Below are 14,610 nucleotides of genomic sequence, written 5' to 3'. Positions count from 1 at the left end.
TGTTATGTTTATTAGAATCAATCTTATTTTAGCGGATGTAAAAGACCGAATGAAATCGTATGGTCCAAATGTCTATTGTTTCAAACAAAACCTTCAGACCGATAATAATCCCAATGACCGACCAGCAGGTTTTCATAAATGATGGACATCTATACACTAAAAAACTTCTGACCGGTAAACCAAAAGACCGGTCAGAAGGTATTCCTAAATGATATACTCATACTTATTGATAGTCCATATTTAACAGAATAGGACATAGAATGAATATCCTTTGATTCCATTGACTAAGAAAACCCTAACACCTCATATACTTCCCTAATTGTAATCTTTTCACATACTTTTTCAGCTACGGCTTGTGCTTCCTCATATGAATTATTTCTTATCATATTCTTCATCTCCGGTATCTCTCTATAGGACATACTAAACTCATCCAAACCAAGACCTAGTAATAATTTCGCTGCTCGTATGTCACTGGCAAATTCACCACACATACCAACTGTAATATTATTCTTATGCCCCGCTCTAATCACATGTCTTATGCTTCGCAAAACTGCCGGATGAAATGAATTATACAGCTTAGATATTTTATTGTTACCTCTGTCAACCGCAAGCAGATATTGCGTTAAGTCATTAGTCCCTATACTAAAGAAATCCACTTCTTTAGCAAAATCCTCAACCAGTAGAACCGACGCCGGAGTTTCTATCATAATACCAACTTTTATTTCCTTATCATAGGATATGCTTTTATTATCTAGTTCTTTTTTGCATTCCTCTAAAAGTTCTTTTGCCATACGCAGCTCTTCCATTGATATAATCATAGGAAACATAATACGAACCTTTCCATAGGCACTGGCCCGTAAGATGGCAGTTAACTGAGTCTTAAACATATCTTTTAAATCAAGAGAAATGCGAATTGCACGCCAGCCCAAGAACGGATTCTCTTCTTTCTCAAATTCATAATAGGATAACGCTTTATCTCCTCCGATATCCAAGGTACGAATCGTCAACTCCGGGCCGGATAACTGTGCTGCCTCTTTATAAACCAGATACTGTTCTTCTTCTGTAGGAAAATGAGTGTTATCCATATAAAGAAATTCACTTCGAAAAAGTCCTACGCCATCCATTCCGCACTCGATCGCTTTTTTGATATCTTGAATGCTTCCTACATTGGCACATAAACTAACTTTCCTTCCGTCCTTTGTAATGGCCGGCAGCTCCTTTAACTGTGACAATTGCTCAGATCTTTTCAGCTGATGAATACGTTCCTTCTCATATAAACTTAGCGTATTATTATCCGGATTAATTAGAATTTTCCCATTCTCCGCATCCATAATAATAGTATCCCCTGGTTCTATCTGATTAAGAATATCTTTTACTCCCACCAAGGCCGGTATTCCCAAGCCTTTTGCTAAAATAGACACATGGCTGGTTATTCCGCCCTCCTGCGTGATAAAACCTAAGACATAATCTGTATTGAAGGAGGCTGTATCTGATGGCGAAAGATCTTTCGCTACCAGGATAGCCTCTTCATTCATATTCTCAAAAGGATTATGTTTTACTCCCTGTAGATTACAGAGTAAACGCTCATTAATATCACGAATATCTGCTGTTCGCTCTCGCATATACTCATCTTCAATTCCTTCAAAAATCTCAATCAGCTCTGCAATAGCAGCTTCTAATGAAGCTTCGGCATTTTGCCTATTTTCTTTAATTTTTGATACCACGCTATCGTACAGTGTTATGTCTTTGATCATTTCCAGATGTGTATCAAAAATCTTATCTTTGACCGCCAAAGCCTCTAGCTCCCTCACAGAATTTGCTACGGCAGCCTCAAACCGACTGATTTCCTTCGTAATATCCTGTTCTCTAATGGTGTCATAAGAAATGTTTAAATCAGTTTTATCCACCAAATAAGCCTTTCCAATTGCAATTCCTTTTGAAGCAGTTCTTTCAACATGTATGGTTTTCATATTCACCTCCATGAGCCCTTTAAGACAATCTCTCATCTTATTCTCCCAGACCACTTTCGATTGCTTCGATTATCTTAGCCAAATCTTCCTTTTCCGTTTCACCACTGCATTCCACCACGATATCGGTTCCGCATCGTATTGCTGCTGACATAATATTCAATATACTCTTGGGGTTAATGTTTTTCTCCCCAACCTTTATTGTAATATCCGATTCACATTTTGAAGCTAACTTAGCCAATTCACTGGCAGGTCTCGCATGCATACCGGACGGATTGATTACTTTTGTTTTTTGACTTACCATGCTATCCTCCTATTTCTATTTTGAAAAGTACAAAATATAAATTAGTTAATCACTTATTATTATGCTCATTAGGCAGTATTCTGTAAACATTTTTAACTATTATACTCCAAAATGTTCAAATAGAATTTTTTCAGCTTCACTATTCCACAAACCCTTATGTCTTTTGCAAGCTTGCGAAAGCTTGTTATATAACGGATCGTTTTTCCCTAATTCTTCAAAATCCTCGATTGCTGTCAAGGGCATATTAAATTGTGTATAATTTAGTTTTTTACCACCGGGTATCTCAGGTAGCTTTAATGTAGCCTCTGCAATACTGTCAATACCACCAATATGTGTTACCATAACAGCCGGTTCGATTAATTTCTTTGATGCCAAATCAATTGCTTCCACCAAATCATCCGTATTGCCACCGGTTGTTCCTATGATATGAGTACTTGTATAATGTACATTATATAGGTTAATCTCTGCTTTGAACTGATTATTGGTAGGTCCGGCAAAGAAATTCATACATCCGTCAAACGCTAATAGAGAATCTCCCATTTCTGCTACTTGGCGAATCGGTACATAGACAAATACATCGTCATATCCATGGTCATTTGTAAGTGCCCTCAACTCTTTGACGGGATTTTCCATCGTTTGTGTATTCACATAGATTAATTCAACACCGCTTTTTGCAGCCGTTTCTTCGGATATAACCTCTCTGGCTCTATTGATTCTATCATCACTGATATCCGTAACCACCAACCGTTTCGGTTTATTCTCAATGCACAAACCATAACTTACGGCGCCAAGCCCCATAGGACCACAACCTCCCATAATTAGCAGATTTCCACCGGCTTTTACTCCCATCTCATGATGATAATTTTGCTTATTGGTATGATAATTGGCATGATATCCACCAATGATACAACTCATAGGTTCCCCAAGAGAAGCTTCAAAATAACTTTCGCCGTCATAATTTAATAAACAACCAAGTTCCATAACTTCCTGCGGAATAATACAATAGGTACAGGCACCTCCGAAGTATTCATAGGAATAACCCGGGGAAGCTAAGCTTCCTTTATAATTAAGTGCTGGTTGTAGGGCAAATTTTTGACCCGGCTTAAATTGATGTGCCCACTTTGAACCTACCTTTACGATATCTCCGGCAAATTCATGACCGATAATAATCGGATTGGTGTCAATGTTTTGTGGTGCCCGCTTATGTTTTTTTCCTTGCTTCACTAATTTATAAGTAGACATGCAAATACTGTCACTGATTACCTTGACTAATATTTCATCGTCTTTTATCTCCGGTAAATCGAATTCTTCTAATCTCAAATCATCCATCCCATACATTCTGACCGCTCTTGTTTTCATACCATCTCTCTCCCATCTGTGTTAGCTTATATAGCGTCAATACGAACTACCTTAACTTGACCAAGCAACTCCTCCACCAAGCTTTTCTTCGGTGGCTTGGTTCCATGAGTTGTTACTGCACCTGCGGATGCAGCCATTCCTAATTTCATACATTCTGTTAATTCCAGACCCTGATCTAAACCATAGGCTAACGCTGCCACCATAGCATCTCCTGCCCCTACGGTTGAATGAGCTTCTACCTTTAATCCGGGACATTTATATACCTGATTATCATTTAGAAATAAAGCCCCCATCTGACCTAAAGAGATAGCAACCGTACGAATACCTTTCTGTAATAATTGCTGTCCCATTACAATCAACTCGTCTTCATCCACTCTGTAGTCCTTATGAAAGTATCTTTCCAGTTCAAACCGATTTGGTTTTATTATAGTTGGCCCTGCTTCCAGTGAATGAATAAATAATTCCCCATCTGCATCAATGAATACCTTAGCCTTCTTTTCCTTTAACATAAGGGTTAAATCTTTATAGATATCTTTACGAATACCATTGGGGACACTTCCTGCTAGGATAAACAAAGAATCTTCATTGGCATATCCGAGTAGTTTCTCTGTCAATTGATTTAATTCATCCTGTGTTACAAGTGGGCCGGGTTCATTTAATTCTGTAACATATCCGTCCCGTTCCACGACCTTCATATTTGTTCTGATTTCATTGGTAATCTCGATAAAATCAGCTTGAATTTCTTGCTCTGATAATGCCTTCTTAATTAGAATACCTCCGCTACCTCCGATAAAACCGGTTGCAATTGTATCTCCACCTAATTCTTTTATTGTTTTTGAAACATTAATTCCCTTTCCTCCTGCATCTACAATCACATTCTTTAGGCGATTTAGTCCACCTCTTTCGAGCTGCTCCAAATCGACTGTTTTATCAATTGCCGGATTCATGGTAACTGTAATAATCATAATCGTACTAACCTCCCCGATGAAACTTAAATCTAAATTTAACTGCTTCTACTACGCCTTACCGGTGAATATATTATATATTTCATCGACACTTTTTTTCATCAAATCCTGTACTGCCTCTTCGGTAGAAAGATTATCCGCAATATTAGCCAGAACATCCAGATGCTCGTCCCCCGCACTGGCTATCCCGATTACCACCTTTACTTCCTCCTCGTTCCACTTAGTTCCTTCCGGGAAGATCATTACTGCAATACCGGCTTTCTTAATCTTTTTTTTGGCAGCTTCTACCCCATGAGGGATTGCAATGCCATTACCGATATTGGTAGAAAAGATATTCTCCTTTTCTATCATAGCATCGATATAGCTCTCATCCACATAACCGCTGTTACATAAAACCCGGCCTATTTCTCTGATTACCTCTTCCTTTTCTTTCGCTTTGCAGTTAAGAAATATATTGTTTTTATTGAGTAATTCCATTTTTTCAGATCCTCTCTCTATAGTCCATATCAACAGGTACAATTCAAACGTCTCACCGTATCAGTCATTCAGATCACATGTCGTTTTTGTGCAGTATTTTATTCGAAAGCTGCAAATTTATCCTATTCATCTTTTATATTTATCTTTAACAACTTCTGTAATTACATTATACTGTCATAAGCCCCTATATTTCAATGAATACAATCACGAGTTTGGCGCTATCCGTTAGCGACATTCTTAAAGACATTACACTCGCTCCAGATACTGATTAAAATACTGCTTTAACTCCTTAGCAAAAACTTCCCTAATATTATCTCTATCCCCGGTAAATATTGTTTCCAGAAAGTAATTCTTTTCGATTAAAACACCGCTAAGATAACCCATGATTTCACTGTTTTCATTGACACGGTCATTCTCCGGAATCAGCATAATAATTACTGCATGAATATTTTGAAAGTAAGGATCTTTAAATGATCCTAAACCATTGGTAACACATACCGAAAAGCACGGACGTATTACCCCTTTGGTCCTACTGTGGAGCAAGGCAAAATCATATTCCGGTATAATCTGAGAAGATAATTTCTCCCTTTTTTTTATGTCTTCCTGAATAATAATGCGTTTTTCATTATAAGGAGATAACCGCTCTGTTATTGCAACCAGTAATTCATCAAAGGTTATGGAACTGCTTACCTTAATACACTGGAACTCTTTAATCAAATACTTTATTTGGGTCGCGATAAAATTAACCTGATCCAGCTGCTTGGAAAATTCATTGTCCGGTTTTGTTTTCTTCGGTGTTTTTGCATATACCCGGACCTTGGCATCAATACGTTCCAAATCATTGTCAAGCAGGAGCGGACTCACCCGAATGATATCTGCATCCATCTCATCCAATCTAATGCTTGAGATTAAAAAGTCCATTTTATTTAGCTGATGCGGGGTCAATTCTTCTTTTCCGTAGGTAGTAAGCTCTGCTCTGTCTTTTAGAAAACGTCTTAACTTGGAAAGCATTAGTCTGGATATGCCAATCCCGCTGGCACATACAATTCCAATGTCCACTTTACGTTTACTTTCTTTTTGATTTTCCAACCTAACGCAGGCAGCTCCAAAATGCATTGCTAAAAAACCTATCTCTTCTTCCGGAACTTGAAAACCGTACCTTTGTGTAATCAGATTTCCAACTCTTACACATTTTTTATAAATATCGGGATAGGTATCTTGTATTTGCTGCAATAACGGATTTGATATAATCATATGATTTTTAAGCCTAAGAAAGGTAGGTTGCATATGAGTTGCCAAACCTGTAATAAATTCTTCATCCTGTTTTAATTCATAAGATATCTCTTGGTCATATACCTCTATCATGTCATGAATGAAATCTAATATCTCCTGTCGTTCCCTCTTATTCTCATTCTCAACTTCATTATCGTCTATATATTGTAATTTCGAGCCTTTTATATGCAGTAAAATATAAGCAATCTCAATATCAGGAATTTCGATTTGAAATTCCTCTTCCAATGAATTTGCTATACGCATGGCCAGATCATAATCTTCATTCTTAGTCAGCTTATCTAATAATTCTTGATCAGTTTCGATAATCTCCTGCTGTAATATGCGGTTTATGGCAATGGTAACATGCAAGATTAATCCAATATAAGAATTCTCCGTAAGCCTGGTTAATCTTTTATCCCTTATGCTTTGAAAGCATGTTATGACTTGTCTTAATACTTCGTTATTTAATAAATGATATATGTTTTGTCCTTCTCTGTCCTTTAAAATATCAAAAACGGTTCGTTCGTTCTCCTCCATATATTTTAGTATATCTATATTATCAATATTTTCATCAATAAAGCGACGCACAGCAATGCGATAGCTCTTTTCACTACCCTCTAAAGCAACTCCATATCCCTGTTTACGTATTATAGTTAAATGAAATTGATCAAACCATCCTGAGACCGCTTCCATATCATTACTGATGGTTGCTTCACTAACATCGAAGATATTAGCATAATAATAGAGTTTTTTTGGCGTTCTGTCTTTCAACATTTCTAAGATCAGATTTTTTCTTCTTTCATCCTTATTCGAGGAATCAATTACATCTTGTTCCTGTAGCATTGTATACAGCTTTTCCTTATCCTCCTTATTTCCCTCAAGCCATATGCCCAGACCTGTTTTGGTCTGCAATGAAACCTTATACTTACTTAAAGAGGAACCTACATATTCCAGTTCTCTTTGTACCGTTCTTTTACTTACCTTTATTTCATCTGCAAGTTTTTTTACCGAAATTATCTGATCCTCTGATAATAGGATCAACAATATTTGCCTAAGACGCGGTGAAAAATCCATAGGTTACCTCTCCTTTCATCTAAATAATCTATTAAATTGACAAGAATTAATTTATTTCTTAGAATTGTCCTACCATTATAAATTAATTCTACACTTATAATGTCATTTCTTCAATTTTAACAACTTTCGTGATAACCTTGTATGTTGTATATTTGTAATGCGGGCAATGTTCGGGGATAGAATACATGCACGAACGGCAGCTTTATCAGCTGCCTGTCCGTACATTTTTACTTCTTTCCTTCAACCTATTGTTTTTACATGGTTGATTTTAATTCATCCACCAAAGTATCATATTCTTTCGAAGATAAGAAATTAGATATCAGCACCAGTTTTGCACCTGGGTTACTGCTTGCTGCTCGCTCTCTTAATTCCTTATGTGTAACGACGATCTGTGCATCTGCCGGTATGGAAGATACGGAGGAATGTATTACATTAATATGATCAAGCCCAACTTCTTTTAATTTCTTTTTTAATACGGTTGCTCCCATTGCACTGGAACCCATCCCAGCATCACAAGCAAATACAATGGTACTCACTTCTTTCGCACAAAATGTATTTAAGCTACCCTTAGAGGAAAGCTTCATTTCATTCATTTTTTCTTTGGCTGCATTAATATCATCCTCACCTTTACCAAACCATTTTAATAATGGAATAGCAACCAGACAGGATACAACTGCTGATATTAAAACGCCCAGTATAACCGCTAGGTAACCTGTCTTAGGAGTCATTGCCAGAACTGCAATGATACTTCCCGGAGAGGCCGGAGCAACCAGACCTCCACCTAATAAAGTAAAGGTAAATACACCGCTTGCGCCGCCGGCTATCGCCGCCAAAATCAAAGTAGGGTTCATTAAAATATATGGGAAATAAATTTCATGAATACCACCTAAGAAGTGAATGATAATCGCTCCCGGTGCTGAGTTTTTCGTCATACCTTTACCAGCAATTAAGCAAGCCACTAAGATACCAAGTCCCGGACCGGGATTAGCTTCTAATAAGAAGAAAATAGACTTTCCTAATTCAGTTGCCTGTTCCATACCCATAGGAGATAAAATACCATGGTTTAGCGCATTATTTAAGAATAGTACCTTCGCCGGTTCAATGAATACACTGGCTAAGGGTAATAAACCACGATCCACAAAAAATCCAACGCCGGCTTCCATTACGGAATTAAGTGCTGTCACAACAGGACTAATACCTACTAATGCAAGAAGTGCCAATCCAGCACCGATAATACCAAGGGAAAAGTTATTAACAAGCATTTCAAAACCTGCTTTAACTTTACCTTCAATTAATTTATAAAACTTTTTAATTATAAAACCACTAAAGGGACCCATCAGCATCGCACCTAAAAACATAGGTACATCGGATCCTGCAATAAGACCCATAGTTGCTACGGCACCAATCACACCACCTCTGGTTCCTGCTACAACTTTACCACCGGTATAAGCAATTAATAACGGTAGAAGTGATACGATCATCGGTCCTACCAAAGTTGCTAATTTTTCATTCGGTATCCATCCTGTTGGAATAAATAATGCAGTTATTAATCCCCAGGCAATAAACGCCCCAATATTAGGCATAACCATACCGCTAAAAAACCTACCAACTATCTGTACTTTTTCTTTCATACCATACCCTCTCATTTCTGTTGGTTATTATTTGTTATTAGTTCCTCATTGAAAGACCGGCCGGTCATCTTTTTAAGATATTTAAATTATAACGTTTTGCTACCCCTTATATCAACTTGAACAAACGTTAATTTGTCGCTATTGAATAATGACACAACTAAATACCGAGAGTTTTTCGTTATTTTTTATATGAAAAGTAAAAAACTTATGTAACATAATAAGAAGATTTATAACTAACTTATAATATCCTTTCTTTGATTTCAGTATATACTGCTATCTCCAATCATATAATAAATATTGAGTTATATAATTGGAGATTTTTATGATTATACATGTAGTACAGGAAGGAGAAACAATCTATTCGATAGCAGATATGTTTGGAATATCCGCAGAAAGATTAATACAGGATAATCAAATCTTAACTCCTGATAACCTTGTAACCGGACAAAGTATAGTAATAACATTTCCAGAGCAGACATACTCGGTACAAGAAGGAGATACCCTTTATAATATAGCGAATGCTTTCGGTATATCTGTATTACAACTACTAAGGAATAATCCTTTTTTATCAGATAGAGAATTTATCTATCCGGGAGATACCTTGATTATCAGTTATGGAGATAAAATCAGATCAATTCAGACTCACGGCTATTGCAATGATTTTATAAACAGAAGCATTCTAAGAAAGACATTGCCATATTTGACCTACTTATCGATTTTTGGTTATAGAATAATTGAAGGTGGAGAAATAGAGCAAATTGATGATACGGATATTATTGCACAAGCATACGAATATAATGTAGCACCCCTAATGTTTTTATCCACCATATCTGAAAGAGGGGAAGAAAATTTTCATGTTGACTTCAACATTCTAAACAATGAACACCTTATGGACACTCTTATCAGCAACATCCTTAACATTATCAAAGAAAAAAATTATTATGGATTAAACATTACCTACCGTTATATTAGTGCTGAAACACTTCAAAAATATGAACTTTTAAATACGAAATTAACAAGGCAATTAAAAAGTGAAGGATATCCCGTTTTTATTACGATATCTCCAAATCAAATTCGACAGGGTGATTTAATCACCTTTGAGAAGATTGATTATTCCGTGTTGGGGCAGGAAGCAGATGGAATTATGATTTTAAGTTATAAATGGGGATATACTTACGGATTTCCCGGGCCTATTACATCGATTGATGAAACAAGAAAATTCTTAGATTATATCATTACTCAGGTCCCAGCAGAAAAGATATTAGTGGGTCAACCATTGATCAGTTATGATTGGACTCTACCTTATACCATTGGAGTTACTAAAGCTAACTCTCTTACCCTTCAATCAACCCTGGTATTAGCCCAACAAGTTGGAGCCATTATACAATTTGATGAAACATCACAGACACCTTACTTTGTGTATGTGGATCAAACAAAATCAGGTCCAACGAATCATGTCGTTTGGTTTGTTGATTCCAGAACAATTAATTCCTTATTAGAGCTTATAGATGAATACAATCTACAGGGGACCGGTATCTGGAATATCATGCAGTATTATTCACAATTATGGTTGGTAACAAACTCTCAATATGATATTGAATCTATTATATACTAGATGATACCAGTGAAAAATCCTCCTGACAATTGTAAAGAATTACAATTGTCAGGAGGATTTTTTATTTTGTTATTTTGTTAATTTATCTATTTCGTTTTCATCTTTACGTTTCGATATCCCGTCTCCGATATCCGTAAACTTCTGATTTTTCATAACATCAACTGAATCGGTCGCTCTTGTAAAATGTTCATCGTACGAAATCTTATTCATTTTTTTTGCTAATTTATTTGATGTATTTTCTGATTTATTAACTTTCTTGAACATAATTGCCACCTCCATATATATTATATCACCATAATATTTTACTTTCAATATGGCAAAATGTTACCGTATCAAATTTTTGTAGAAATAAAAATCAATTTCAAAAAGAATACTAATATTCTGGGCCTTTGTTTAATCTCAAAACATAAAAAAACACCTCTAATTCATCGAAGCTTTGATCGATAAAAAGAGGTGTTCTTACCTGTAGCTTTTATAATTATTTTCTTTTTATAAAAATTCTTTTGGTGCAAAAAATGTTGTACTAAGAATTAGACTTATTCAACCTACTTTTTTTCATAAATATGATAACACAAAATAGTATAATAACAGCAGCAACAGCTATAAATATGATAATTAATATATTATTACCTGTCTCTGGCAATTCTTCTGCTGTATTATCATTGGCGTTATCTGTAGAGTCATCTGCTGTGTTATCATTGGCGTTATCTATAGAGTCATCTGCTGTGTTAGCCATAGCTTCTGCTTCCGCCACCTTAAGTTCAATAGGATTTCCATCCTTATCTAAAAAACGAACATTATCTATGTACATATCATTCGTATTACCCATCCATTTCATAAGTACATAGCTGGATTTTACATTGTTTCTAAATTTTTCGGATGCTTTTGAAAATGTTCTTGATAGTTTCGTAACAGATGATATTGATTTTTCACTATCTATAATTGACCAATCTTCGCCTTGAGACCAGTTAGGATAATGTCCTTCCCCAAAATTGCCTATTCCCCCGTAATTTTCGCCTACAGGGCTATTCTCGGGGTTTTCTATTACTAAATCAAGTTCAATTGTCTCAATTTGATCAAGTTTCTTTGAATTAACAAGATCCGATACTTGAATTTGAATTTTTGGAGTCTTATTCGCATCCTGTACATCTACTTTTAGTGCTTTGGATCCATTCAATTCAACTACAGACAAGATGGAATTGTCCGAATCCGAATCCATTCTTAAGAAAAAGGCATCGTAATTACCGTCTTCAAAATCCACTGTATCTGTTGCAGCCATAGCGCTTATAGGTATCATAAGAGCTACAATAGTTAATGCAACTATGATTGTCATTATTCTTTTTAAGTGTTTCAATGTTTACCCTCCTTGATGTTTATAAAATTTAAAAAGCAAATTAAATATGCTCCTATATTACAGCTTATCAAAGAGGTTTTTAATCATTTTTTAGAAATAAAAACTAACAAATCGTAAATTTCTAAGAACTGTATGGTTTGAATTTATTCCGATATTCCTTTGGAAGACATTGATTGTATTCTTTAAACACTTTATTAAAATGAGTAACATTACTAAAACCCACTCTTTCTATAATTGCATCCACAGTCAGATATGTATCCCGCAGCATTCCGGCAGCAATATGTATTCTGGTCTTATGAAGATAATTTACGATTGTTTGGCCGGTTGCCTCTTTAAACTTTTTTGCCAGAGTAGTCCGATTGGTATGAAACCTTTTTGCCAAATCATCCAGCGTAATTTTCTTCCGGAAATTATTATGAAGATAGTGACGTACATCTTCGATTGAAAACGTTGTATTCAGTTGTTTAACGTTGTCCTTCTTTATTCTGTAAAAACACTCTATCACAAATAGTAATTCTATGAGATAAGAGCGGGTTAAACATGGCCAAGCATCGCTTTGTATGAAAATTTGTTCCTTTAGACATTCTAATATGCTATTTAACCTTGATGCTGTCTCCAAATCGATATATTTATATTCAATGTATTTTTCATCATGTAAAATAAAGGGCGATAAGAATAATCTGTCCTGTGAATCTGATACGGATAGCCCTTCGTTAAATCTAATATTCTCTATCGTCAGTTTATTATTAATTGCAGAAGGGAGAAAACATAAGATGACCATCTTATCTCCGATAAAATCAATATTTTTAATTACATCATTTTCATTCAGACATAGTATTGTCAAGGGAACGATAGTTATTCTTTTATTGTTGATAAGTAAGCTCCCTTGTCCTTCTACAATGTATACCAGACGATAGCAGTCGCTGATTTCGGTATTATAAAGAACGTTTTCGTTCTCATAATAATTAACCGGTGTAATATAATCCTGATAATACTTCAATCCTTTGGTTCCAACAAGCATTTTATCACCTTCTAAATAATAGTTTTATTGAAAGTAATTATAGTATAAACATAATCGTAAATCTACCATATATTTCTATATAAACCATTAAAGAATACTAATTCGATTATACGCACTCGCAATATAGACATTGTCTCTTCCGAAATTCCGGATAATGTCTATATGGAATCAATCTACATACAAATCAAGGAATTGCTAGAAGGTACTTTACTTTAAGCAAGAAGGATTTTTACATTCCTTTAGATGATTGTTTTAGTAATTCAATCTGTCTTTTCAGTTCATTAATTTCTTCTATCAAATCCATATTATTACTATTACTCTCTAAAGCCTGCTCTTGAGCAGCTTCTGTTAATATTGCCTGACCTACAGTAACAAGAAAATTACCCAAAGCATTCTTCTCATTAATACTTAATTCATCCGATATAACAACACCTAGGATACCTGCGAGTACTGAAAACTGTTTTGGAGGTAGGGTTGCAAAACAATAATGTGAAGATTTAATATCGATTTTATTGGACTTATAGTTCATATTATCATTCATATAAAATTATCACTTTTAGAAATTATATTACTCTATTATATGAAAGTATTTTATTGATTGCATAAACTTCAAGAAACATCATAATGATACAAAAGAAATAAAGCAGAAAAATTTATATAGTATAAGGTGAATTTCGTCCATTAATCAAATTTTTCGTTTCATACAAATAGAGTTTGGCATGTCTACATACGGCCCGTAATTCGGTATAATTTCATATCCTGCCTTTTTATATACATGACAAGCCGCCTCTAGAGGCCTCCCTGTCTCTAATATACACCATCGATAACCTTTGATTTTAGCTTTCGCCTCTAATCTTCTTATCATCTCTAAACCCAACCCCATATTTCGAATAGAAGGTTCTGTATAAATACGTTTTAATTCTGCATGATCTTCATCAAACATTTTGAATGCACCACATGCAACCGGTTTACCCTTTTGATAAGCAACAATCACATCATGAATATTATCTCTTCTATTATATTGATCATACTGACTTCTCTGGAACTTCTTTCCAACTATTTCATCAAGGGAACCATCCAGATGATTACATAGTATTGCAAAATCGGGATCCTCCCCATCAGTATTTTTAAATTCTAATTCAGATAATACGGATAATTGCGCTTTTGCTTTTTTGCTAAACTTAGATATCACTGCATCATATGCTTCATCTATCATATGAAATAACATCTCCATATCAAAGAAAGCATCCAAATTGATGGTATTCCAATAGGGCTGCTGGACAGGTGGACAATGATATCCCCGTACAATAATCTCCGGATAAAGTTCTCGATAAAGATACGCCCTATCCGGCTCGCATTTTAAAGTTATCTTATAAAACTTTTCCTCCGGGATAAACTGGGCAAATATTTTCCCCATTACTCGATAGCAGATTGGATACTTTCCAAATGGTCTTGACTCATATACTCCCGGTTTGTTTATACAGTACTCTTCAATTGTTTGGATTATCGTTTCGTTATTCTCCATGGTTCTCTCCTAGTATGAAGTCTGTTAAAGCTAAGGTTCATACTTT

The 14,610-nt window shown here is 35.3% G+C and carries 13 protein-coding genes; 1 reads left to right on the top strand and 12 read right to left on the bottom strand.

The window, feature by feature from the left end:
- Nucleotides 1-284 precede the first annotated feature (284 nt).
- The 7 genes from ptsP to I5677_RS04855 all read right to left on the bottom strand — a co-directional run bounded on the left by ptsP (nt 285) and on the right by I5677_RS04855 (nt 9,049).
- On the bottom strand, nt 285-1,970 hold the full coding sequence (gene ptsP, locus I5677_RS04885) for a phosphoenolpyruvate--protein phosphotransferase (protein WP_197660450.1): 1,686 nt from the start codon (nt 1,968-1,970) through the stop codon (nt 285-287).
- A 37-nt stretch (nt 1,971-2,007) separates the two neighbouring features.
- Nucleotides 2,008-2,271, bottom strand: a complete 264-nt coding sequence (locus I5677_RS04880) for an HPr family phosphocarrier protein (protein ID WP_197660449.1) — start codon at nt 2,269-2,271, stop codon at nt 2,008-2,010.
- 99 nt (nt 2,272-2,370) lie between these two features.
- Nucleotides 2,371-3,630: a zinc-binding dehydrogenase gene (locus I5677_RS04875; protein WP_197660448.1), complete on the bottom strand. Its 1,260-nt coding sequence runs from the start codon at nt 3,628-3,630 to the stop codon at nt 2,371-2,373.
- 26 nt (nt 3,631-3,656) lie between these two features.
- Nucleotides 3,657-4,595 carry a 1-phosphofructokinase gene (gene pfkB, locus I5677_RS04870; protein WP_197660447.1) on the bottom strand — a complete coding sequence of 313 codons (939 nt, stop codon included), beginning with the start codon at nt 4,593-4,595 and terminating at the stop codon, nt 3,657-3,659.
- Between the two features lie 51 nt (nt 4,596-4,646).
- Entirely contained in the window at nt 4,647-5,072 is a 426-nt protein-coding gene (locus tag I5677_RS04865) for a PTS sugar transporter subunit IIA (RefSeq protein ID WP_197660446.1), read from the bottom strand.
- A gap of 246 nt (nt 5,073-5,318) precedes the next feature.
- Entirely contained in the window at nt 5,319-7,418 is a 2,100-nt protein-coding gene (locus I5677_RS04860; RefSeq protein WP_197660445.1) for a BglG family transcription antiterminator, read from the bottom strand.
- Between the two features lie 254 nt (nt 7,419-7,672).
- The gene (locus I5677_RS04855; protein WP_197660444.1) at nt 7,673-9,049 is read right to left on the bottom strand and encodes a PTS mannitol transporter subunit IICB; all 1,377 of its coding nucleotides are present in this window, start codon (nt 9,047-9,049) and stop codon (nt 7,673-7,675) included.
- A gap of 322 nt (nt 9,050-9,371) precedes the next feature.
- On the opposite strand from I5677_RS04855, the gene I5677_RS04850 reads away from it, so the two are divergent.
- Entirely contained in the window at nt 9,372-10,664 is a 1,293-nt protein-coding gene (locus I5677_RS04850; RefSeq protein ID WP_197660443.1) for a LysM peptidoglycan-binding domain-containing protein, read from the top strand.
- 69 nt (nt 10,665-10,733) lie between these two features.
- Here the strand turns inward: I5677_RS04850 and I5677_RS04845 are convergent, their stop codons facing one another.
- From I5677_RS04845 to I5677_RS04825, 5 genes are all read right to left on the bottom strand, one after another.
- On the bottom strand, nt 10,734-10,928 hold the full coding sequence (locus I5677_RS04845; protein ID WP_197660442.1) for a hypothetical protein: 195 nt from the start codon (nt 10,926-10,928) through the stop codon (nt 10,734-10,736).
- 259 nt (nt 10,929-11,187) lie between these two features.
- A complete protein-coding gene (locus I5677_RS04840; RefSeq protein ID WP_197660441.1) occupies nt 11,188-12,018 on the bottom strand; it encodes a hypothetical protein in 831 nt (276 codons plus the stop codon).
- A 121-nt stretch (nt 12,019-12,139) separates the two neighbouring features.
- A complete protein-coding gene (locus I5677_RS04835) occupies nt 12,140-13,039 on the bottom strand; it encodes a helix-turn-helix transcriptional regulator (RefSeq protein ID WP_197660440.1) in 900 nt (299 codons plus the stop codon).
- 229 nt (nt 13,040-13,268) lie between these two features.
- On the bottom strand, nt 13,269-13,580 hold the full coding sequence (locus I5677_RS04830) for a hypothetical protein (protein WP_197660439.1): 312 nt from the start codon (nt 13,578-13,580) through the stop codon (nt 13,269-13,271).
- Between the two features lie 144 nt (nt 13,581-13,724).
- Entirely contained in the window at nt 13,725-14,564 is an 840-nt protein-coding gene (locus tag I5677_RS04825; protein WP_197660438.1) for a GNAT family N-acetyltransferase, read from the bottom strand.
- Nucleotides 14,565-14,610 lie beyond the last annotated feature (46 nt).

The sequence above is a fragment of the Mobilitalea sibirica genome (genome assembly GCF_015999265.1).
Taxonomy (GTDB): domain Bacteria; phylum Bacillota; class Clostridia; order Lachnospirales; family Lachnospiraceae; genus Mobilitalea; species Mobilitalea sibirica.
Note: the sequence above shows the minus strand (reverse complement) of the source record. Positions and strands in the feature narration are given on the sequence as shown.

Excerpts from the sequence above, each read along its gene's own strand:
- I5677_RS04880 (WP_197660449.1), bottom strand. The coding sequence starts at position 2,271 with ATGGTAAGTCAAAAAACAAAAGTAATCAATCCGTCCGGTATGCATGCG.
- pfkB (WP_197660447.1), bottom strand. The coding sequence starts at position 4,595 with ATGATTATTACAGTTACCATGAATCCGGCAATTGATAAAACAGTCGAT.
- I5677_RS04860 (WP_197660445.1), bottom strand. The coding sequence starts at position 7,418 with ATGGATTTTTCACCGCGTCTTAGGCAAATATTGTTGATCCTATTATCA.
- I5677_RS04855 (WP_197660444.1), bottom strand. The coding sequence starts at position 9,049 with ATGAAAGAAAAAGTACAGATAGTTGGTAGGTTTTTTAGCGGTATGGTT.
- I5677_RS04830 (WP_197660439.1), bottom strand. The coding sequence starts at position 13,580 with ATGAATGATAATATGAACTATAAGTCCAATAAAATCGATATTAAATCT.
- I5677_RS04875 (WP_197660448.1), bottom strand. The coding sequence starts at position 3,630 with ATGAAAACAAGAGCGGTCAGAATGTATGGGATGGATGATTTGAGATTA.
- I5677_RS04835 (WP_197660440.1), bottom strand. The coding sequence starts at position 13,039 with ATGCTTGTTGGAACCAAAGGATTGAAGTATTATCAGGATTATATTACA.
- I5677_RS04865 (WP_197660446.1), bottom strand. The coding sequence starts at position 5,072 with ATGGAATTACTCAATAAAAACAATATATTTCTTAACTGCAAAGCGAAA.
- I5677_RS04825 (WP_197660438.1), bottom strand. The coding sequence starts at position 14,564 with ATGGAGAATAACGAAACGATAATCCAAACAATTGAAGAGTACTGTATA.
- ptsP (WP_197660450.1), bottom strand. The coding sequence starts at position 1,970 with ATGAAAACCATACATGTTGAAAGAACTGCTTCAAAAGGAATTGCAATT.
- I5677_RS04850 (WP_197660443.1), top strand. The coding sequence starts at position 9,372 with ATGATTATACATGTAGTACAGGAAGGAGAAACAATCTATTCGATAGCA.
- I5677_RS04845 (WP_197660442.1), bottom strand. The coding sequence starts at position 10,928 with ATGTTCAAGAAAGTTAATAAATCAGAAAATACATCAAATAAATTAGCA.